18 protein-coding genes are annotated in these 20,651 nt (G+C 66.8%); 10 read left to right on the top strand and 8 right to left on the bottom strand.

Features of this window, described 5'->3' with window-relative positions; all coding sequences use genetic code 11:
* Positions 1–65: 65 nt before the first annotated feature.
* Positions 66–521, top strand: a complete 456-nt coding sequence (locus tag V4F39_RS09805) for a hypothetical protein (protein WP_332289163.1) — start codon at positions 66–68, stop codon at positions 519–521.
* Positions 522–543: 22 nt separating this feature from the next.
* On the opposite strand, the gene rpe is transcribed toward V4F39_RS09805, so the two are convergent.
* From rpe to prsT, 3 genes are all read right to left on the bottom strand, one after another.
* Complete coding sequence (gene rpe / locus V4F39_RS09800; RefSeq protein WP_332289162.1) at positions 544–1,221, bottom strand: ribulose-phosphate 3-epimerase; 678 nt, start codon at positions 1,219–1,221, stop codon at positions 544–546.
* Positions 1,222–1,322: 101 nt separating this feature from the next.
* Positions 1,323–2,129: an exosortase-dependent surface protein XDP1 gene (gene xdp1, locus V4F39_RS09795; protein ID WP_332289161.1), complete on the bottom strand. Its 807-nt coding sequence runs from the start codon at positions 2,127–2,129 to the stop codon at positions 1,323–1,325.
* A 134-nt stretch (positions 2,130–2,263) separates the two neighbouring features.
* Positions 2,264–5,092 (bottom strand): XrtA/PEP-CTERM system TPR-repeat protein PrsT, encoded by a 2,829-nt coding sequence (gene prsT / locus V4F39_RS09790; RefSeq protein ID WP_332289160.1) that lies wholly within the window; start codon positions 5,090–5,092, stop codon positions 2,264–2,266.
* Between the two features lie 154 nt (positions 5,093–5,246).
* On the opposite strand from prsT, the gene apaG reads away from it, so the two are divergent.
* Both apaG and V4F39_RS09780 read left to right on the top strand, forming a co-directional pair.
* A complete protein-coding gene (gene apaG, locus V4F39_RS09785) occupies positions 5,247–5,615 on the top strand; it encodes a Co2+/Mg2+ efflux protein ApaG (protein WP_332289159.1) in 369 nt (122 codons plus the stop codon).
* 16 nt (positions 5,616–5,631) lie between these two features.
* The gene (locus V4F39_RS09780; protein ID WP_332289158.1) at positions 5,632–7,683 is read left to right on the top strand and encodes a site-specific recombinase; all 2,052 of its coding nucleotides are present in this window, start codon (positions 5,632–5,634) and stop codon (positions 7,681–7,683) included.
* 22 nt (positions 7,684–7,705) lie between these two features.
* Here V4F39_RS09780 and V4F39_RS09775 read toward each other — a convergent pair whose 3' ends face one another.
* Positions 7,706–7,834, bottom strand: a complete 129-nt coding sequence (locus tag V4F39_RS09775; protein WP_332289157.1) for a flagellar basal body-associated FliL family protein — start codon at positions 7,832–7,834, stop codon at positions 7,706–7,708.
* On the opposite strand from V4F39_RS09775, the gene mltA reads away from it, so the two are divergent.
* Positions 7,833–8,978, top strand: coding sequence for a murein transglycosylase A (gene mltA / locus V4F39_RS09770; protein WP_332289156.1), 1,146 nt, complete (start codon positions 7,833–7,835; stop codon positions 8,976–8,978). The genes V4F39_RS09775 and mltA overlap by 2 nt on opposite strands.
* Before the next feature lie 16 nt (positions 8,979–8,994).
* Here mltA and V4F39_RS09765 read toward each other — a convergent pair whose 3' ends face one another.
* The 3 genes from V4F39_RS09765 to V4F39_RS09755 all read right to left on the bottom strand — a co-directional run bounded on the left by V4F39_RS09765 (position 8,995) and on the right by V4F39_RS09755 (position 11,032).
* Positions 8,995–9,417: a globin domain-containing protein gene (locus V4F39_RS09765; RefSeq protein ID WP_332289155.1), complete on the bottom strand. Its 423-nt coding sequence runs from the start codon at positions 9,415–9,417 to the stop codon at positions 8,995–8,997.
* 124 nt (positions 9,418–9,541) lie between these two features.
* Complete coding sequence (locus tag V4F39_RS09760) at positions 9,542–10,414, bottom strand: EamA family transporter (RefSeq protein ID WP_332289224.1); 873 nt, start codon at positions 10,412–10,414, stop codon at positions 9,542–9,544.
* A 72-nt stretch (positions 10,415–10,486) separates the two neighbouring features.
* A complete protein-coding gene (locus tag V4F39_RS09755; protein ID WP_332289154.1) occupies positions 10,487–11,032 on the bottom strand; it encodes an Lrp/AsnC family transcriptional regulator in 546 nt (181 codons plus the stop codon).
* A gap of 174 nt (positions 11,033–11,206) precedes the next feature.
* Between V4F39_RS09755 and V4F39_RS09750 the strand changes: the two genes are divergently transcribed.
* Complete coding sequence (locus tag V4F39_RS09750; protein WP_332289153.1) at positions 11,207–14,788, top strand: indolepyruvate ferredoxin oxidoreductase family protein; 3,582 nt, start codon at positions 11,207–11,209, stop codon at positions 14,786–14,788.
* A gap of 15 nt (positions 14,789–14,803) precedes the next feature.
* Here the strand turns inward: V4F39_RS09750 and V4F39_RS09745 are convergent, their stop codons facing one another.
* Positions 14,804–15,814, bottom strand: coding sequence for an integron integrase (locus tag V4F39_RS09745; RefSeq protein ID WP_332289152.1), 1,011 nt, complete (start codon positions 15,812–15,814; stop codon positions 14,804–14,806).
* A gap of 155 nt (positions 15,815–15,969) precedes the next feature.
* On the opposite strand from V4F39_RS09745, the gene V4F39_RS09740 reads away from it, so the two are divergent.
* The 5 genes from V4F39_RS09740 to V4F39_RS09720 all read left to right on the top strand — a co-directional run bounded on the left by V4F39_RS09740 (position 15,970) and on the right by V4F39_RS09720 (position 20,362).
* On the top strand, positions 15,970–16,914 hold the full coding sequence (locus tag V4F39_RS09740; RefSeq protein ID WP_332289151.1) for a hypothetical protein: 945 nt from the start codon (positions 15,970–15,972) through the stop codon (positions 16,912–16,914).
* Between the two features lie 98 nt (positions 16,915–17,012).
* Entirely contained in the window at positions 17,013–17,579 is a 567-nt protein-coding gene (locus V4F39_RS09735) for an NYN domain-containing protein (protein WP_332289150.1), read from the top strand.
* A 133-nt stretch (positions 17,580–17,712) separates the two neighbouring features.
* Positions 17,713–18,225, top strand: a complete 513-nt coding sequence (locus tag V4F39_RS09730) for a hypothetical protein (protein WP_332289149.1) — start codon at positions 17,713–17,715, stop codon at positions 18,223–18,225.
* 609 nt (positions 18,226–18,834) lie between these two features.
* Entirely contained in the window at positions 18,835–19,503 is a 669-nt protein-coding gene (locus V4F39_RS09725) for a M48 family metalloprotease (protein ID WP_332289148.1), read from the top strand.
* Positions 19,504–19,525: 22 nt separating this feature from the next.
* Positions 19,526–20,362: a hypothetical protein gene (locus V4F39_RS09720; protein WP_332289147.1), complete on the top strand. Its 837-nt coding sequence runs from the start codon at positions 19,526–19,528 to the stop codon at positions 20,360–20,362.
* The last annotated feature ends 289 nt before the right edge of the window (positions 20,363–20,651 follow it).

Genomic DNA, 20,651 nt, shown 5'->3' with positions numbered 1-20,651 from the left:
CTGGCGCAGCCGGCGCGGCGGGCCGCCTAGGCTTGTGAGGTGTTCTTCACCCGACTGGATCGATGATGTCTTTCCCGGCCCCCACCTCTCTTGCAGCGGCCTGCGTGCTGGCCGCCTGCGTGTCGACCGCCGCCTGGGCCGCCGAGCCGGCGTCCGGCGGCAAGGCCCGGGCGCTGTCCGAGCAGGAGCGGGCCGCCTGCGTGGACGGCCGTTCCCACCAGGACCGCGCGACCTGCCTGCGCGAGGCCGGCGCGGCCCAGGACGAGCGCCGCCGGGGCACCCTCGACGACGGCCAGGCCGGGCGCTACGACGCCAATGCGATGAAGCGCTGCGACGCGCTGCCCGCTGCCGACCAGGCGGACTGCCGCAGCCGGGTGCGCGGAGAGGGGCTGCAGAGCGGGAGCGTGAAGTCGGGCGGCGTCTACAAGGAGACGGTGACGCGCACCGTGGGCCCCGCGGCCGTGCCGTCGGCGGCCTCCGCGGCCTCGTCGCCGGCGTCCGACCCGCCGAAGGTGCGCTGAGAACGCGCGGCGGGCCTGCCGGTCAGGCCAGCTCGGCCCGCATCGCGTCGATCACCGCCTTGTAGTCTGGCTGGCCGAAGATTGCGCTGCCGGCCACGAAGGTGTCCGCGCCCGCATCGGCCACGCGGCGGATGTTGTCGACCTTGATGCCGCCGTCCACCTCCAGGCGGATCTCGCGGCCGGAGGCGTCGATCAGCTTGCGGGCCTGCTCGACCTTGCGCAACGCGCTGTCGATGAAGCTCTGCCCGCCGAAGCCGGGGTTCACGCTCATGATCAGGATGAGGTCGACCTTGTCGATCACCCACTCCAGCACGTCCAGCGGCGTGCCGGGGTTGAAGACCAGTCCGGCATGGCACTTCTCGGCGCGGATGAGCTGCAGGGTGCGGTCCACGTGCGCGCTGGCCTCGGGGTGGAAGCTGATGAGGTCGGCGCCGGCCTTGGCGAAGGCCTGGGCCAAGGCGTCGACCGGCTCCACCATCAGGTGCACGTCGATCGGCACCGGCGTGCCGTCGGCCTGCGCGGCGTGCTTGCGCAGCGCCTGGCACACCATCGGTCCGAAGGTCAGGTTGGGGACGTAATGGTTGTCCATCACGTCGAAGTGGATCCAGTCGGCGCCGGCGGCGATGACGTGGCGGACCTCTTCGCCCAGGCGGGCGAAATCGGCCGAAAGAATGCTGGGGGCAATGCGGTGGGTGGGCATCGCGGCATTGTCTTACGGCACTTCCGCCGCCGGCCGTCCGGGCATGAAAAAGCCGGCCCGGGGGCCGGCTCTTCGTCGGGCGGTGCGCGCCGGGGGCGGCGTCAGGCGGCCTTGCCGGGGCGGCGCCGGGTGGCGAACACACCCAGCAGCGCCATGCCGGCGAGGGCCAGCGAGCCCGGCTCCGAGACCCGGCCGGTGGTGGGCGGCGTAACGGCGTCGGCGACGACGCTCAGCACCTTCACGTAGTCGGAGAGCGAATCGGCGGTCTTGCCGTTGGCGCTGGCCGAACTGCCGGCGAGCGTCGAGTTGTAGGCGGCCAGCAGCCACCAGCTCGAGCTGGCCCCGGCGGCGTTGACGTTCGTCGTGGTCTTGCCGATGTCGTTGTAGTTGCCCACCAGCGACCAGCCGTTGGTGATCAGCTCGCCCACCCGCAGGCCGGTGAGGTCGCCGGCCGCGAGCGGGTTGGTGCTGCCGGTGTAGCGCAGCAGCGTGATGTCGGAGTCGTTGCTGAAGTAGCCGAGCGTCAGCTGCCGCAGGATCACGCTGCTGGAGAAGCTCAGCAGCATCACGTCGGTGCCGGTGTTGTTGTCCATCGCATGCTGCGGCGAGGTCACCGTGAGGCCTTCGGTGCGCGACTTCACGCCGAAGCCGTAGCCGCCGTTGTCGTCGACGAAGGCGGTGGCGAAGGTGCTGCCGCTGCTGGTGCCGACGGAGTAGCCGCTGACGGTCAAGGCCGGGTTGCCGCCGCCGCACGCCCAGCTGTTGCCGTAGTTGTTGGCGTTGCTGCTGTTCTGGCTGCACACACCAGGCTGCTGGAAGCCCCAGGTCATGGCCGCGAACGAGGCCGGCGCGAGGCACGCCGCGCCCAGGGCGACGGCGGCAGTCAGCAGATGCTTGGTGGTGATCATGGCAAGGCCCCTGTGATGTTTGGTAACGCTGATTGCAAGTTGTGTGCCGTTTGGTTTTTTACTGGCGTGACAACGGTTTACGGGTTTTTGGCGGTGTCGGATCGACGCAGGTGTAAAGCGGACCGACGCCTGGATCAGTTCAATGTGCGCCGCAGCGCCTGCGCCTGCGCTGCGCCGTCGAAGGCCACGCTGCTGCGCAGCACGGCGTCGATCTCGGCCCGGGCCTCGTCGCGGCGGCCGATCTGGGCCAGCACCGTCGCCAGGTGCACGCGGATGTCGGGGTTGTCGGGTGCGCGCAGGCGTGCGTCGCGCAGCAGTTGCAGCGCGCGGTCGGTCTGGCCGGCCTGGAAGGCGGCCCAGCCCGCGGTGTCGATCACGTCCGCGTCGGTCGGGCTGGCCGCCAGCGCGCGCTCGGCCACCTGCAGCGCCGACGGGTCCTTCAGCTTGAGCAGCACGTTGGCGAGGTTGTTGAGTGCACGTGCATCGGCAGGCGCCAGCTTGAGCAGCGCTTCGTAGCTGGCGCGGGCCGCGGCGAACTGGCCGGCGCGCGCCTGCCCGTCGGCCAGGGCCCGCAGCGCCGTCCGGTCCTTCGGCTGGGCCTTGACCCATTGCTCCAACGTGGGCAGGGCGGTGCGGGCGCCGTCGGGCTGGCTGCCCAGCGCGCTGAACAGGCGGATCGCCGTCTCGGTGGACGGCTCGACCTGGTGGGCGCGCCGGTACTGCTCGATGGCGGCGGCCGGCTGCTGGCGGGCCATCGCCACATCGGCGAGCAGGCTGTGGCCGACCGCGCGGCGCGGCGCTTTCTGGATGATGCGGCGCGCCGCAGCGTCGGCCGCCGGGATGTCGCCGCGGCGCAGCGCCAGGTCCGCCTGCAGGGCGAGCGCGGGAAGGTGGTCGGGCTGGTTCGACAAGGCCTTCTGCAGGCTGTAGTCGGCGCCCTCCGGGTTGCCGGCGGCCATCTGCAGGTTGGCGATCTCCACCTGCACGGGGGCGTCGTAGTTGGCGATGCGCGTGGCCGTGGCCAGCGTGTTGCGGGCCGCCACCGGGTCGGCGAGCAGCAGGCGCACGCGGGCATCGGCCAGCAGCACGGCCAGGTTCTGCGGCGCCTTGGCGTGCAGGCGGCGCAGCGGCTCGAGCGCCGCCTCCGGCTGGCCCGCCTGGAGGTGGAGGTGGACCAGCGACAAGCCGGGGCGCACGTCGCGGCCGTCGGTGGCGGCCGCCGCCTTCTCGAGCCAGCGCCGCACTTCCACGGGCTGGCCGCGGCGCTCGGACAGGGTGGCCATCTCGAGCATCGCGTCGACGTTCTTCTCTTCGCGGCCGATCAGCGCGGCCAGCCGCTTCGCCGCGGCATCGAACTGGCCCTCGGCGGCATCGAGCCGCGCCAGGTTGAGCTGCGGCGGCTGCAGCCGCTGGTCGAGGCGCAGCGCCTGTTCATAGGCCTTGCGGGCGCCCGCGGCATCGCCGCTGCGCTGGCGCGCGGTGCCGAGCAGGTTCTGGAAGCCGGCGCTGGCGGGCTGTTGCTGCACCAGCCCTTCGGCGAGCGCCAGCGCCTTGCCGGACTGCCCCTTGAGCAGGTAAAGCCCGACCAGCGACACCGCGGCCTGCGTCTGGTGCGGGTCCTTCTGCAGCGCGGCCTCCAGTTCGGCCATCGCGCTGGCCGACTGGCCGCTGCCGATCAGGCTGAGGCCCAGCGCCGTGCGGAACTCGGGGGCGTCGCGCGTCGCCAGGGCTTCCTGCATGAGGTCTGCCGCGCGTGCGTGCTGGCCGCGCGCCATCAGCGTGGCGGCCAGCAGGGTCAGCGCCTGGCCGTCGCCGGGCGTGGCCTTGAGCTGTGTCTCCAGCAGCACGATGGCGCGGTCGGTGTTGGCCTCGTCGAGGTAGATCTGCGCCAGCAGCTTGGAGACCGCGCTGGCCCCGTGCATGCGCTGGAAGAGCTCCAGGTAGGGCTTGGCCTTGGCCCGCTCGTTCAGGCCGAAGTGCGCCAGGCCGTTGAGCATCAGTACCTGCGGCCGGTAGCGGATGTAGTCGAGCGGCACGGGGTCGATGAGGTCCGTGACCTGCCGCAGCGCCAGCTGGGCGGCGGGAAGGTCGCCGCTGCGTTCGGCCAGCAGCGCCCGCATGTACGCGCCGCGCGGCTCGCGTGGCGACAGGCGCTGCAGTTCGGCCACGTCGGCGCGGGCCTCGGCGTCCTGGCGCAGGTCGAGGTAGAGGCCGGCGCGGATCACGCGGGCCTCGACGTGCTGGGGCGCGAGCTGCAGCGCCTGGCCGTAGGCCGCCAGTGCGCCGCGCAGGTCGCCTTGCAGATGGACGATCGAGCCCTTCTGGTACCAGGCCTCGGCGGACTTCGGCGCCAGGGCGAGCGCGCGCTCGACGGCGATCGTCGCCTCCGCCAGCTGCCGCGTGCGCAAGCGGATCGGCACCTCGGCCAGCCAGCTGTCCGCCGACTGGGGCAGCAGCAGGCGCGCCTGCTGCACGGCCTTCAGCGCCTCGTCGGCCTCGCCCATGTCGGAGGCGGCGGCGGAGCGCAGCAGCAGCAGCGGCGCCTGCACCTCGACCGGCAGGCCGGTGGGCGCGAAGCGCGGATGGCGCAGCAGCTCGGGCTGCTTGCCCTGCGCGATCAGCGATTCGGCCAGCGGCACGATCACCTCGGCGCGGCTGACCCCCAGGCGCAGGGAGTCGAGGAAGGCCACCTCGGCCGTGGCCGCCTCGCCGTTGGCGAGCAGCGACTTGCCGAGCAGCACGTGCACCTGCAGCAGGTTCTTGTCGATCTGCAGCGCGTTCTTCAGCTGGATGATCGCGCCCTTGACGTCCTGCTTCTCGTAGCGCGACAGCGCGTCTTCGTAGTAGCGGGCGGCCTTCGGATCGGCGACCGCCAGCGCCGGGGTGCAGAGCGTGCACGCCGCCGCGAAGGCCAACGGGGGAAGCCAGGCACGGGCGGTGCGGAACAACGGACTGCGGGGCATGCGGTGACGCTCGGGGCGTGCCTTGTAAGTAACTGCAAGTTAATCGTAGCGACGCGCTTCCCTCTTGAGGGTGGGGTGCCCCGTGAACGGGCGGTGGGGTGTGCATTAGTGGTGCGGCACCCCTTGAAGACGGGGGGCTCCTAAAATGGCGGCGATGGCCCACCCCGAGTTCCGCTGCACCGTGCGTCTGCAATACCTGCCCGAGCAATCGCAGGACGGCCACCACGCGTTCGCCTACACGATCCACATCACCAACAGCGGCGACATCGCCGCGCAGCTCATCGCGCGGCATTGGGTGATCACCGATGCCTCCGGCCACGTGGAGGAGGTGCGCGGGCTGGCCGTCGTCGGCAAGCAGCCGCTGCTGGCGCCGGGCCAGAGCTTCGAGTACACGAGCTGGACCCGCATCCCGACCGCGCAGGGCACCATGCGCGGCACTTTCTTCTGCATGACCGAGCAGGCCCACCCGTTCGAGGTGGAGGTGCCCGAGTTCATGCTGGCCCAGCCGCAGCAACTGCATTGACGGCGGGCGGCACAGCGTGTCGGCTGCCAAACCCACGATCGCCTGGGACCTGACGGCGCTGCTCAACGCGGCGGACGCGCGCGCCGGCCAGGCCGAGCGCCACATGTGGCTCGTGCGCCTGATGGAGTGGCTGCGCCACGCGCCGACGCGCCGCGAAGTCGCCGGCACGGCCGAGCGCACGACGCCGATGCCGCTGCTGCGGCTGCGCCACCTGCTGCGCGTGCTCGACCAGAGCCCCGAGCACAAGGCGGCCGTGCAGGGCATGCTGCAGTCGTTCTGGCGCGAGATCGACGCGGTCGCGCTGCTGGCGGACTTCGGCTTCTCGCACCGCATGGCGCTGCGCAGCGAGCTGTGGCAGCGGGTGCGCGCCGAGCTGCTGCCCGGCTCGCCGGCCACCGGCGACCTGGCGAGCCTCTTCCCGCTGCTGTTCGTTGGCGGCGACGCGGCGTGGATCGAGCAGCTCGACGACGCGCTGCTGGCGCGTGTCGCGGCGCTCGCCATGCCGGCGCACGACCCGGCCGACGCCGGTGCGCTGCCCGCCGGCCACTGGCGCCAGACGCTGCTGGACGCCACCACCATCCTCGTCAGCGCCGTGCAGGCGGCCGGCTTTTCGCCGCCGCTGCGCCAGCGCATGAGCCGGGCGCTGCTGGTGTCGGAGCCGTTCCGCCAGCTGCCGCTGGCGGCCGAGCGCGTGCGCGAGGCGGTGCTGGCCGGCGAGCGCGAGGCCGCGCTGCAGGCCGCCCGCTACCTGCGCGCGCTGCTCGACACCTGCCGCCGCGCCACCGACAGCATCGTCGACCACCTGGAGGAATACGGCGTCTCGGTCGACATCGTGTTCGAGATCGACCAGCTGCACGAACGCTGCCGCCGCGTCGAGCAGCTGCTGGGCTGCGTGCTGGCCGAGGCGCCGGCGCGCGACGTGCGGCACCTCGTCGCCACGCTCGTGCAGGTGGCGGGCCGGCGGCGCGGCGTGCGCAACCTGATGGCCCGCCACTACTCGCAGCTCGCGCGGCAGGTGGCCGAGCGCAGCGCGGAGACCGGCGAGCACTACATCACCCGCTCCCGCGAGCAGTACCGCAACATGCTGCACCGCGCGGCCGGCGGCGGCCTGGTGATCGCCGGCACGACCTACGTCAAGTTCGGCGTTGCCGCGCTGGGGCTCTCGGCGTTCTGGGGCGGTTTCTGGGCCGGCGTCAACTACGCGGCCAGCTTCGTGCTGATCATGCTGCTGCACTGGACGGTGGCGACCAAGCAGCCCGCGATGACGGCGCCGGCCATGGCCTCCAAGCTGAGCGAGGTGCGCGACGCCGCCCGCACCCGGGGCGAGGCCGACGATGCCGCCGCCGTCGAGGCCTTCGTCGACCAGGTGGCGCAGCTCATCCGTTCGCAGGCCGCCGGCATCATCGGCAACCTGGCGCTCTGCGCGCCGCTGGTGCTGGGCGTGCAGCTGGCGTGGCGCGCGGCGTTTGGCGAGCCGCTGGTCGGGCCGCGCGAGGCCGAGTACGTGCTGCACTCGCTGACGCTGCTCGGGCCGACGGCGCTCTACGCCGCCTTCACCGGCGTGCTGCTCTTCGCCAGCTCGCTGATCGCCGGCTGGACCGAGAACTGGTTCGTCTTCCACCGGCTCGACGGCGCCATCGCCTGGAACCCGCGCATCGTCGCGCGGCTGGGCGCGGCGCGGGCGCAGCGCTGGGCCGCCTGGTGGCGCGCCAACATCTCCGGCCTCGCGGCCAACGTGTCGCTCGGCTTCATGCTCGGCGTGTTGCCGGTGGTGTTCGCGTTCTTCGGCCTGCCGATCGAGGTGCGGCACGTGACGCTGTCGACCGGCCAGCTCGCCGCGGCGGTGGGGGCCGAAGGCTTCGGCATCCTGCGCAGCGCGCCCTTCTGGTGGTGCGTGGCCGGCATCGCGGTGACCGGCGTGCTCAACCTGACCGTCAGCTTCTGGCTTGCGTTCAAGGTGGCCATGCGCTCGCGCGGCATCCGGGTGCGCGAGCGCAAGCACATCTATGCGGCCATCCGCCGCCGGCTGCTGTCGCAGCCGCTGAGCTTCTTCCTGCCGCCGCGGTGAAGGCGCACGGCAGCGCAGGGGGTCAGGGGGCCGGCGGCTCGTCGGCGTCGTGCCGGCGCTCGCCGCGCCGGCGGCCGGAGAACATGGTCCACCAGACGATGAAGATCAACAGCACCAGCGCGCCCAGCGCTTCCAACAGAATCAACCACATGCTGCGAGCTTACCGAACGATGCGCCGCGGCCTGGCGGCCGGCGTGTGCGCCGTGCTGGCGGCCTGCTCCACGCCGCCCTTGCAGGAGCCCGCGGGCAGCGTGCCGCCGCCGCCGCCGGGCGAGCGCTTGCCCGCCGGCGTGGTCGAGCGTGCCGGCGCCCGCTGGATCCCCGCGGCCTGGACGGACCTGCCCGACTGGGAGGCCGACCGCACGGCCGAGGCCTGGGCGGCCTTCGTGCGCGGCTGCGAGCGCCCGGCGCCCGGCTGGAGCCGGCTGTGCGCCGAGGCGCTGCTGGCCGCGCCCGTGCCCGACGACACCGCGGTGCGCGCCTGGTTCGTGCAGCGCCTGCAGCCCTACCGCGTCGAGCCGCTCGACCGGCCCGAGCCCGAGGGCCTCATCACCGGCTATTTCGAGCCGCTGGTCGAGGCGAGCCGCCAGCCCCGCGGCGGCTTCCGCATCCCGCTGCACATGTCGCCGGCCGACCTGGCGCAGCGCAAGCCGTACTGGACGCGGCAGCAGATCGACACGCTGCCCGTCGCGCAGGCGGCGCTCCGCGGGCGCGAGATCGCCTACGTGGCCGACCCGCTCGACGCGCTGGTGCTGCAGATCCAGGGCTCGGGCCGGCTGCGCATCACCGAGCCCGACGGCCGCCAGCAGGTGGTGCGCGTGGCCTTCGCGGGGCACAACGACCAGCCCTACAAGTCGGTCGGCCGCTGGCTGATCGACCAGGGCGAGCTGCGCGCCGACGCCGCCTCGTGGCCGGCGATCCGCGAATGGGCGCGGCGCAACCCGCGGCGCGTCAACGAGATGCTGTGGAGCAACCCGCGCACCGTCTTCTTCCGCGAGGAGCCGCTGCCCGACCCCACGGCCGGCCCGCGCGGCGCGCAGGGCGTGCCGCTGACGCCGGAGCGCTCGATCGCCGTCGATCCGCGCAGCGTGCCCTACGGCACGCCGGTGTGGCTGGACACCACCGAGCCGCTGTCCAGCACGCCGCTGCGGCGGCTCGTGATGGCGCAGGACACCGGCAGCGCCATCGTCGGCGCGGTGCGGGCCGACTATTTCTGGGGCCCCGGCGAGATGGCCGAGCAGCAGGCGGGCCGCATGAAGCAGCGCCTGCGGATGTGGGTGCTGGCGCCGCGGTGAGCCGGCGCCGCCGGCTTCAGCGCGCCGCGTGGTCGGCGGCCACCTGCTTGAGCGCGCCGGTCATCGCGGCGTAGACGTCGACCCAGGCGGCGCGCGTCTCGTCGTCGAAGGCCGGGCCCAGGCCCTGCTCCAGGGTCTTCAGCAGGGCGCCGCCCACGGCGTCGTAGTCCTCGTCGCGCAGGCCGAAGAGGCCAGCATGGCGCTGCCCCAGGCCATGCACCACGGGCTCGAGCGTCCCGGGCTCCCAGAGCTGGCGGATCGTCTCGCCCACCGCCTGCAGCAGCTTCTCGCCCTGCACGTCGGCATGGCCTTCCAGCAGCGACTGCAGCGTCGGGTGCATCTGCGACAGGTGCTCATGGAAGAGCGCGGCCGCCTGCGGGGCCATCGGTTCCACGAGGTCGAAACTCTCCTTGACGAGTTGGATCGTGTAGTCGTTCATGGCGGTGCGCTCCCGAAAAGAGTGCGCGGCCCATCGCCGCACCAAAAGTGATGCAAATGCTATGCCGCCCCGGCGCGGTGCAGGTCTGTCAGCTCGGCGTCAGGCCGCCCGCAACGGCGCGCCTTCAGCGTGCGCGGCGCACCCATCTCGGCCCCAGCACGTTGAGCGCGAGCCCGCCCAGCACCAGCGCGGCTGCGCCCAGCTTCCACGGCTGCAGCGGCTCGCCCAGCACCAGCGCCGAGGTGCCCATGCCGAAGACCGGCACCAGCAGCGCCATCGGCGAGACGGCGGCCGCCGGGTGCCGGGCCAGCAGCCACGCCCAGCAGACGTAGCCGAAGAGCGTGTTGCCGACCGACTGCCACACCACCGCGGCCCAGGTCACCGCGTCGGCGTTCGCCAGGCTGTGGCGCATCAGCGCGGGGCCTTCGAGCAGCAGCGACGTGAGCAGCAGCGGCGGCACCGAGAACAGGCTGGCCCACACCACGAAGGCCAGCATGTTCACCGGCCCCGCGGCCTTGGCCACCAGGTTGCCGCTGGCCCAGCACAGCGCGGCGGCCAGCACCATGGCCAGTCCCGCTGCGGTGGTCTGTGCGTCGGTATGGGTGGCGATGACGACCAGCCCGCCGGCTGCCAGCGCCAGGGCCAGCGCCTGCAGCACGTTCAGCCGCTCGCGGTGCAGCAGCATCGACAGCGCGATGGTGAAGAACACCTGCGTCTGCACCACCAGCGAAGCCAGGCCGGGCGTGATGTCGGCGCGCATCGCCACCATCATCAGGCCGAACTGCCCGGCGCCCACCAGCACGCCGTAGGCCGCCAGCAGCCGCCAGCGCACGGCAGGCCGCGGCAGGAAGAAGATGGCCGGCAGCACTGCGAACACGAAGCGCAGCGTGGCCAGCAGCAGCGGCGGCAGCTTCGCCAGCGCGATCTTGATGACCACGAAATTGGTGCCCCACACCGCGACGATCGCCACGGCCAGGAGCAGGTGCAGCAGCGGCAGCGCACGCGCGCTGGCGGGGGCGGGGGCGCTAGCGCGGGGAGGCGCCGGGCGGGGGCTGTCCGTGGCCATGGGCTACTTCTTCTTGTGCAGGTGCGCCAGCGGCAGCGCGGCGCCGGACTTCACCTCGCCGAGCGAGAAGCTCGTGTGGATGTCCTTCACGTTGGGCAGGTTGAGCAGTGTCTCGGTCGCGAAGCGCGAGAAGGCGTCGAGGTCGGTGGCCATCACCTGCAGCTCGAAGGTGCCCGCGCCGCTGATGTAGTGGCAGCCGATCACCTCCGGCAGGCCGCGCAGCGCGGCCTCGAGCACCTTGGTGGCGGAGCCGGTGCTGCGCTCGGCATCCACCCGCACGAACGCGAACACGCCGAGGCCGATGCGGCGGCGGTCAATCTCGGCCCGGTAGCCGGTGATGAAGCCCTGCTCCTCCAACCACTTGACGCGCCGCCAGGTGGGCGCCGCCGACAGGCCGATGCGCGCGGCCAGCTCCGCGTTGGACAGGCGTGCGTCGCGCTGCAGCTCGTCGAGGATCGCGACGTCGTAGCGATCGAGCTCGCTGCCGTGGGGGTCTTCGTCCGCCGGGGTGGATGGGGTTTTCCCTGATTTGACGGATCGCGATGGCATCGTTTGCATCAAAGCTTTATTGAAGAAAGATTGTTGCTCAAACAAGGCTCACATCGGCAAACAACGCAAACACTTCGCAGACCGTGAAATCTACACTGCCTGCAACCCCGGCGCCCTGGGCCACGAGCCCGGGCCGCCTGCCGTTCCAAGCCATCGCCACCGGAGTACCGCCGCATGAACGCACCCCTGCCCGAAGCCATCCGCCGCGCGCTCGAGACGGTCAGCCTCGACGACAAGTACGCGCTGGCCACCGGCCGGGCCTTCATGAGCGGCGTGCAGGCGCTGGTGCGGCTGCCGATGCTGCAGCGCACGCGGGATGCGGCGGCCGGCCTCAACACCGCGGGCTTCATCAGCGGCTACCGCGGCTCGCCGCTCGGCGGCTACGACCAGGCGCTGTGGGCCGCGCGCGAGCACCTGAAGGCGCAGAACATCGTGTTCCAGCCCGGCGTGAACGAGGAACTGGGCGCCACCGCGGTGTGGGGCACGCAGCAGCTCGACCTGTTCCCGCAGAGCAGGAAGTTCGACGGCGTTTTCGGCATCTGGTACGGCAAGGGCCCGGGCGTGGACCGTTGCTCCGACGTCTTCAAGCACGCCAACATGGCCGGCACGGCCCAGCACGGCGGCGTGATCGCCATCGCGGGCGACGACCACATCAGCAAGAGCAGCACCGCGCCGCACCAGAGCGACCACATCTTCAAGGCCTGCGGGCTGCCGGTGTTCTTCCCGTCGAGCGTGCAGGACATCCTCGACATGGGCCTGCATGCCTTCGCGATGAGCCGCTTCTCGGGCGTGTGGTCGGGCATGAAGACGATCCAGGAGGTGGTGGAGTCGTCGGCCTCGGTGTCGGTCGACCCCGACCGGGTGAACATCGTGCTGCCGGAAGACTTCGTGATGCCGCCCGGCGGCCTGCACATCCGCTGGCCCGACGCGCCGCTGGAGCAGGAAGCGCGGCTGATGGACTACAAGTGGTACGCGGCGCTCGCGTACATCCGCGCCAACCAGCTCAACTACAACGTGATCGCCGGCCCGCAGGACCGCTTCGGCCTCATCGCCAGCGGCAAGGCCTTCAACGACACCCGCCAGGCGCTGGCCGACCTGGGCCTGGACGACGACACCTGCCGCGCGCTGGGCGTGCGGCTGCACAAGGTCAACGTGGTGTGGCCGCTGGAAGCCACCATCACGCGCGACTTCGCGCAGGGCCTGCAGGAGATCCTGGTCGTCGAGGAGAAGCGCCAGGTCATCGAATACCAGCTGAAGGAAGAGCTCTACAACTGGCGCGCCGACGTGCGGCCCAACGTGCTGGGCAAGTTCGACGAGCCCGAGGGCGACCTCACCGGCGGCGAATGGGCCATGCCCAACCCGAGCGAGAACTGGCTGCTGCGCGCCAAGGCCGACCTCACGCCCGCCCTCATCGCCAAGGCGATCGCCAAGCGGCTGAAGAAGCTGGGCGTGCCGGACGACGTCGCCGCGCGCATGGATGCGCGGCTGGCCGCCATCGACGCCGCCGAGCGCACGCTGCTGGTGGTGAACAGCGGCACGCCCACCGGCGACCGCGCGCCGTGGTTCTGCTCCGGCTGCCCGCACAACACCAGCACCCGCGTGCCCGAAGGCTCGCGCGCGCTGGCCGGCATCGGCTGCCACTACATGGCCACCTGGATGGACCGCAGCACCGTCACCTTCAGCCAGATGGGCGGCGAAGGCGTGGCTTGGACGGGGCAGGCGCCCTTCACCACCGACGCGCACGTGTTCGCCAACCTGGGCGACGGCACCTACTTCCACAGCGGGTTGCTGGCCATCCGCCAGAGCATCGCCTCGGGCGTGAACATCACCTACAAGGTGCTCTACAACGACGCGGTGGCGATGACCGGCGGCCAGCAGGTGGGCGAGCGGCCCGAAGGCCACTCGGTGCTGCAGATCATGAAGAGCCTGGACGCCGAGGGCGTGGCCAAGACCGTGATCGTGACCGACGAGCCGCAGAAGTACGACGGCGTGAGCCTGCTGCCCGGCGTGACGGTGCACCACCGCGACGAGCTCGACCGCATCCAGCGCGAGTTCCGCGAGTTGAAGGGCACCACGGCCATCATCTACGACCAGACCTGCGCCACCGAGAAGCGCCGCCGCCGCAAGCGCGGCAAGCTGGCCACGCCCGACAAGACGGTGGTGATCAACGATTTGGTGTGCGAGGGCTGCGGCGACTGCTCGGTGCAGAGCAACTGCCTGAGCGTGGAACCGGTGGAGACGGAGTTCGGCCGCAAGCGCCGCATCAACCAGAACACCTGCAACAAGGACTACTCCTGCCTGAAGGGCTTCTGTCCGAGCTTCGTCACGGTGGAAGGCGGGCAGCTCAAGAAGCCCAAGAAAGAAAAGAAGGGTGACTTGTCGGCGCTGCCGCCCATCCCCGAGCCCGCGCTGCCGCTGGCGGAGCAGGCCTGGGGCATCGTCGTCGCCGGCGTCGGCGGCACGGGCGTCATCACCATCGGCCAGCTGCTCGGCATGGCCGCGCACCTGGAAGGCAAGGGCGTCATCACGCAGGACGCGGCGGGCCTGGCGCAGAAGGGCGGCGCGACCTGGAGCCACATCCAGATCGCCAACCGCGCCGATGCGATCTACACCACCAAGGTCGACACGGCCAAGGCCGACCTGGTGATCGCCTGCGACCCGATCGTCGGTGCGAACAAGGCGACCATGGCGGTGCTGGCGCCGGGCCGCAGCTACGTGGCGCTGAACACCCACGGCGCGCCCACGGCCGCCTTCGTGAGCAATCCGAACTGGCAGTTCCCCGGCGGCCGCTGCGAGACGGCCCTGGCCGAAGCGGTGGGCGCCGGCCACCTCGGCGCCTTCGACGCCGACCAAGTCGCGGTGCAGCTCGTCGGCGATTCGATCTACACCAACCCGCTGATGCTGGGCTACGCCTGGCAGCAGGGCCGCATCCCGCTGGGCCATGCCGCGCTGATGCGCGCGATCGAGCTGAACGGCGTGCAGGTCGACAACAACAAGGCCGCCTTCGAATGGGGCCGGCGCTGCGCCCACGACCTGGCCGCGGTGCAGGCGCTGTTCCAGGCTGCGCAGGTGATCCAGTTCGTCAAGAAGCCGTCGATCGACGAGCTGGTCGGCAAGCGCTTCGATTTCCTCGTGCGCTACCAGAACGAGGCCTACGCGCAGCAATACAAGGCGTTCGTCGAGCGCGTGCGGGCGGTGGAGGCCCAGGCGGGTGCCGGCACGCGGCTCACCGAAGCCGTGGCGCGCTACCTGTTCAAGCTGATGGCCTACAAGGACGAGTACGAGGTGGCGCGCCTGCACACCGACGCCGCCTTCGCCGCCAAGATCGACGGCATGTTCGAAGGCGACTACAAGCTGGTGCACCACCTGGCGCCGCCGATGTTGGCCAAGCACAACGAGCGCGGCGAGCTGGTGAAGCGGCCCTTCGGTCCGTGGATGCACAAGGCCTTCGGCGTGCTGGCCAGGCTGAAGGGCCTGCGCGGCACGGCGCTCGATCCGTTCGGGCGGACGCAGGAGCGGCGCACCGAGCGGGCGCTGATCGGCGAGTACCAGCAGTGCGTGGAAGAACTGCTGGCCGGGCTGACGCCGGAAAAGCTGCCGCTGGCGATCGAGATCGCGCGCATCCCGGAAGAGATCCGCGGGTACGGGCACGTGAAGGCGCGGCACCTGGCGGCGGCGCGCGGCAAATGGGAAGGGCTGATGCGCCAGTGGCGCAACCCGGCGATCGCGGCGGCGGCTTCGCGGCAGGTGGCTTGAGGGGGGCGAGGCGCGTCAGAGCTGATCGAGCGGGCTGCGCACGCCGCGGCCGCCTTTGTTGAGCACGTGCGTGTAGATCATGGTGGTCGACACGTCGGCGTGGCCCAGCAGTTCCTGCACCGTGCGGATGTCGTAGCCGGCCTGCAGCAGGTGCGTGGCGAAGCTGTGGCGCAGCACATGCGGCGTGCAGGGCTTGTCGATGCCGGCACGCCGCGCGGCAATGGACACGGCGCGCTGCACCGACTGTTCCAGCAGGTGGTGGCGCCGCCGCTGCCCGCTGCGTGGATCGTTCGACAGTGAGGGGCTGGGGAACGCGTACTGCCAGCCCCAGGCGCGGGCGGCGTTCGGGTACTTCACCGCCAGCGCATCGGGCAGGTAGACGGCGCCCAGGCCTTGTGCCAAGTCGGCGTCGTGCAGCGCATGGGCTTTCTCCAGTTGCCGCTGCAGCGCAGTGATCAGGTTTTCGGGCAAAACCGTTACGCGATCCTTGTTGCCCTTGCCTTCGCGAACCACGATTTCGCGGCGATCGAACTCGATGTCCTTCACGCGCAAGCGCAGCGCTTCGAGCAGGCGCATGCCCGTGCCGTAGAGCAAGGAAGCGACGAGCCACATCGTGCCGTCGAGCTCGTTCAACATGGCCCGGCTTTCATGCGGTGTCAAAACCACAGGCAGCCGTCGCGGAACGCGCGCGGCCGTAATTCCTTCCAGCCATGGAAGATCAATTTTGAGAACCTCCTTGTAGAGAAATAGAACGGCCGCCTTGGCCTGATTCTGCGTAGAGGCGGAAACGTTGTTCTGTGTCGCCAGCGATGAAAGAAAACTTTCTACTTCCACCGCGCCCATATCCCGCGGATGCTTTTTCCTGTGAAAGAGGATGAAACGACGTATCCAGCCTGTGTACGCTTCTTCCGTGCGAATGGAGTAGTGCAGCGTCCGAATGCGGGTGCGTACTTGGTCGAGCAGCTTCGGCTCGTTTGGGGTGCTTGATGGGGTGGCGTTTTCGAGCGCGGAAGAGGCGGGGTGCATCCGCGAATTTTTAGGCGGCCTAATGCGAATCAGCCATCCTCTGTTTTGATGAGATCGTGAGGGTGGCGTCGGGTGCGGCCCGTTGACTTAGGCCGCATGTGGCGCCTAGCATCGTGAGGTCTAAATCTAGTTAGAGTTCACCCACCAAAATCAGTATGGCTGACGTACCTAAGTACTACATAAAGGGCAACCTATCGGAGAGACAGATTGAAGCCGACGTTGCTTCATTCTTTGGCTGGTGCACACCACCGGAGGTGGACAGCCCTTTTCGATTGCTCGATGTCGATGAACAACGCACTGGAGCTGACAGGCTATACGACCGGGCAACAGCGATCTACATGCAGTTCAAGAAGTCTGCCGGACTAAAGTCCACATCCGTTGTGAAGCCCTCTATTCGGAAAGGCAGAAGTCCACTCGAAGATATTCGCGAGTTCCGTGCGCGCCACGATCTCGAACAAGATCCAACACTCTTCTTCCAGCTCAGGGAAAAGGCAAAAAACGCACATGACCTTCAGCACAACATCCTGTTCGAATACGAACGCCCTCCGTGGTCTCGTGCAATCTACGTAGCGCCGCTTCTACTGGACAAGACGGCCTACCACTCAGCATTGAATAGCTCTACGGATAGATTCCTGCTCGACCCGTTTTACTATCGAATACGCCACTCGATTTACCAGAGACACTGGATTAGCCATTTCGCGGCGATTCCCTTCTTACGAGAGCATGTCTCAATACCACCGCATGAACGCGTAGCCGATCACAATCACTTTTACGCGTACTCCGTGACCGGCCTGGATATAAGCTGGCACTCTCCAGCCATCATTGATCGGGAGCCAAATCGCCTGTCAGACTTTGCCGTTTCGCTTTTTCGCACAGCGGCAACTGATAAGGAGTCAATGCTGCCCAAGCATGCGCTGGCTGATCAAATCTCGAAGATCAGTTCCAACTTCGGCTTCCAGGACGAGAGAAACAATCCCGATGAGTCGCCCATCGAATATTTAGGTCGGCATGGTCGGTGGTTGCGAGAGGCACATGGGATCCGTCAGTTCATTCTTCTTGGCGCTTCGCAACGCCTCGAAGATCTGCGCAGTGAGCTCTAACCCTTCCATCGAGAGGACGTCACAAGGCTACGCCCTTGCGCCGCCTCTCATGTCAAACGTTGGGCATCACAGGCACCTTTCGCTAGGAGCGTAATAGCATGAGTATCGGGTGGTTCGTTGACGGCTCTTTTCTTTATAAGACGTATCCCGGTCAGTTTGACTACATCAAGCTGAGGCTACAGATTGAGCAAGCTCTTTCAGACACCATTGATGAGGCGTACTACTTCAATAGCGATGATGATCCACCGCGCGCTACGAGATTTAATAACTTTCTAATGATCCCGCCGCCAGCGGGCCCTGGTTTGCGGGTGAAAATGTACTGGCTCAGCAAGAAGAAGTTATTCTGGCCGGACCGACTTGGCGGAGGTCCGGTCTTGCATCCTGCTGATCCTTCTGTCCAGTACGAGCTGGTAAGCCAGAAGGCTGTCGACGTTGGTTTGGCATTTCATATGGTTCGATCCTTCAATAAGCGTCACTGGACCAAACTAGTCCTCTGTGCCGGCGATGGTGACTTTCATGAGCCGGTCCAGAATCTTGTAGAAGCTGAGAACGTGGAGCTTTATCTCGTTGGAAGCCAGGCGCGAACATCGCCAGATCTATTGCCCTACGCACGCGGCGTCTTTGAGGTCGATAAGGAGCCTTGGCTTTCAGCAATCCGTCGGTGATGCCTAACCATTCGTTCAACCGGAAGCAGTGGGGCATGCCGCCGTTTGGGGCTCCATTTCATTCTGCCCCAAACGTCGTCATACCCCACTGCTCCGGTTAACTCGGACGTTAGGCCGCAAATCCAACCGACAGATGACTGCCTCCGACATCATTGCAACATGCTCCGTAGCTGTGGCTACGCTTGCATTCGTCGCTACGGCATATCAAGCATGGGTCGCCCGCCACCACAACCGACTGAGCGTTCGCCCACATCTAGTTTGGCACATTGCTAGAAAGAACTCATTGGCCGGCGCGGGAATCATATATTCAGTGAAAAACTTGGGGCTGGGTCCAGCCATAGTCACTGAACGATACTTCACAAAGGATGATATTCGTTTCGTTCCCCCTGGCCTTCAAACGGATGAAGTCTCTGACTTTTTGAAGTACGTCATTGGGCAGAAGTTTAACTATAAGCTGAACACCTTTGGACTGCCCGGCAAAGGGTCCGCCATTCCAGCGCAAGGTGAAGTAGTCATCGCTGACGTGGATTTCCCCGGCCAATCGCTCTCGCAAGTTGCAGTCAATGAGGAAATCGCTGGAAAGATCGCATTTCATTTAACGTACAAATCACTCTATGACGAAGCACTTGAACTGCACGCCGAGTGAGTTGCGGCCTAACCATTCGCTCAACCGGACCCATTGCGGCATGCGGCTAAAGGCCTGCCACTTCTTTCTGGGCCTCTAGCCACATACCGCAACGGTCCGGTTATCAAACGTTAGCCGTCTCAAACTATGCCCACAACGTTTCGGTCCGATAGCGACAGTGACTTCGGTTGCCTCGAGGAATTCCTCAAGGAGGGGCAGTTTGGAACCTTGCACGACGAATCTCAACACTTAGCGCAGCAGGATCTTGCTTTCTTGCAGGCTGTTATCGACGCCACCGCTGACAAGATGGCCTGGATCTCAGACTCTGTGCGCCAGAGCATTCGGAAGCAGGAAGATGTTCAGCTTCCAACTCGGTATGACTCACCGTTGCAATTTCGCATCCTTGAGGGTCTCGTCTCGAAGGTTAAATCCGCCGCGCGGGACCTGGGACTAAGCACCGAGGAGTTCCCTCACTTCGCGTGCATACCGACCGGCAGAGTCAACGCGAGTGCCGTTTCCCTACCCGGTTCGAGCAGACCATTTCTTCTATTTGACTCCCAACTCTTTCTCTATTGCCACCTCTTTGCCAAAACGTTTGCAAGATGCCTCCCAATCCTTGGCCGAGAAGGAATGCTTTCCTTCTCCACTGAGCTGCCTGAGGTGAAAAGGCGGCTTGAGAGCGCCCCGGACATTGTGGAGCATCTAGAAGACCTCCTTGCCGCGTACACGTCCACAGGTGCGCCTTCAAACTCGAAGCCTTACCCGCTCGAGTCAGACTACCTTCAGCTTGTGACGATCCTTCGTGAGGGTATGGAACTCTTTGTCGTCGCACACGAAATTGGGCATGTATATGCAGGGCACTTGTCCGACCTGCTTAAGGGCTTGGGGCTGAATGCGGTTAGTTCCGAAGCCTGGAGCTCGTCCCATCGCCAAGAGCACGAAGCCGACATTCTTGGCCTCGCTCTTACCCTTCGCGCGAGCGGCTATGACGCCGCATTGGCATATGTCGGCGTCGAACTTTTCTTCGTATCGCTAGACATGGCAGATCGGTATGCATATGCTGCTCGGCAAGGTAACGACGACCTCTTTCAGACGTCACCCTCGTCGACACATCCGTCGAATGAGGATCGACGAGAAGCGCTGAGAATCGCGTTGGTGCAGTTCGTATCGCCTATCGAACAGGCGGAGTCAGCGAAGGCGATGGCTTCAAACTACGAGGCGATTGCAAAGCACCTTTGGGCGGCGCTCAAGACGGCTAACCCTTCCTTCAAGCGGACTGGCCTTCGGCCCGCCGCTTAAGTCGTTAAGCTTCACGAACGCCATGCCGCGCCAGTTCTACTCAATTCGCAAAGGCACGAATCCCAATCTGAAGGGTTTGCCGCTACGGGATACGCTCGGTCTGTTCGTACGCCTCTTTATTCAGATGCGAACTGACGGATATTTCGATGAGTCATTTGGCTACACGTGCGTGGATGCAGGAGAAGTGGATGGAAAGGTGCGCGATCCTGAACTGGAGATGCTCCTCACAATCCGAAAGACAGGTCTGTGGCCGATCCACGAAAAGGCATTGTTTTACACCGAAGATGACTTTTTCGACGTTCTAGAGTTTCTGCATCAGTACGTCTCCAAACCGATAGATGGAACCATGCATTCCTACAATCAGTGTGGAATGCATTGGGAGACCTTCAATAAGGTTCAGGGACAACACGACTTCAGGGTGAAAGTTAACGCTGTTCTTGCCCACTACGAGCATCGGTTCGAAATTTCATCAGATGGCGAAGTTCTTCATAAGCCTGAGGCTGGATTCGAGCCAATTTTCGAAGCCGATCTTCCTGCGAAAGACCAGAATGTCCTTTCGCGTGTCACGGCTGCTGCCTTACGCTATCGCAGGCATGGATCCACAGTCGATGACAGACGTCAGGCCGTGCGCGACCTTGCAGATGTTCTCGAATATCTGAGACCTCAAGTCAAGAGCCTACTTACAAGTGCCGACGAAAAGGATTTGTTCAACATTGCCAACAACTTTGGCATCCGTCATCACAACGATAAGCAGCGGACAGCCTACGATGCTGGAATTTGGCTTAGCTGGATGTTCTATTTCTATCTTTCCACAATCCACGTCGTTCTGCGCAAGATCGAACCCGAGACACGCAAGTGAAGCCTAACCATTCGCTCAACCGGACCCGTTGCGGCATGCGGCTAAAGGCCCGCCATTTCATTCTGGGCCTTTAGCCACATACCGCAACGGTCCGGTTAGCTCAAACGTTGGCATCATGAAGTTTCGCTCGCTGTTGCTTGGGGTTGAGGCTTTGGTGTTTGGCGGGCCGATCACGGCTGCCGCCGCATATGTTCTGCCCGTGCTGCTTTCATTTGGCATTGCAGTTGGCATTTCGAGGCCGGTCTCTCTGGTGGCAGTGATTGCTTCGCTGGCTGGGTGTGTATGGGCG

Origin of the sequence: Aquincola agrisoli (assembly GCF_036621135.1) — a bacterium.
Taxonomy (GTDB): Bacteria; Pseudomonadota; Gammaproteobacteria; order Burkholderiales; family Burkholderiaceae_C; genus Aquincola; species Aquincola agrisoli.
Note: the sequence above shows the minus strand (reverse complement) of the source record. Positions and strands in the feature narration are given on the sequence as shown.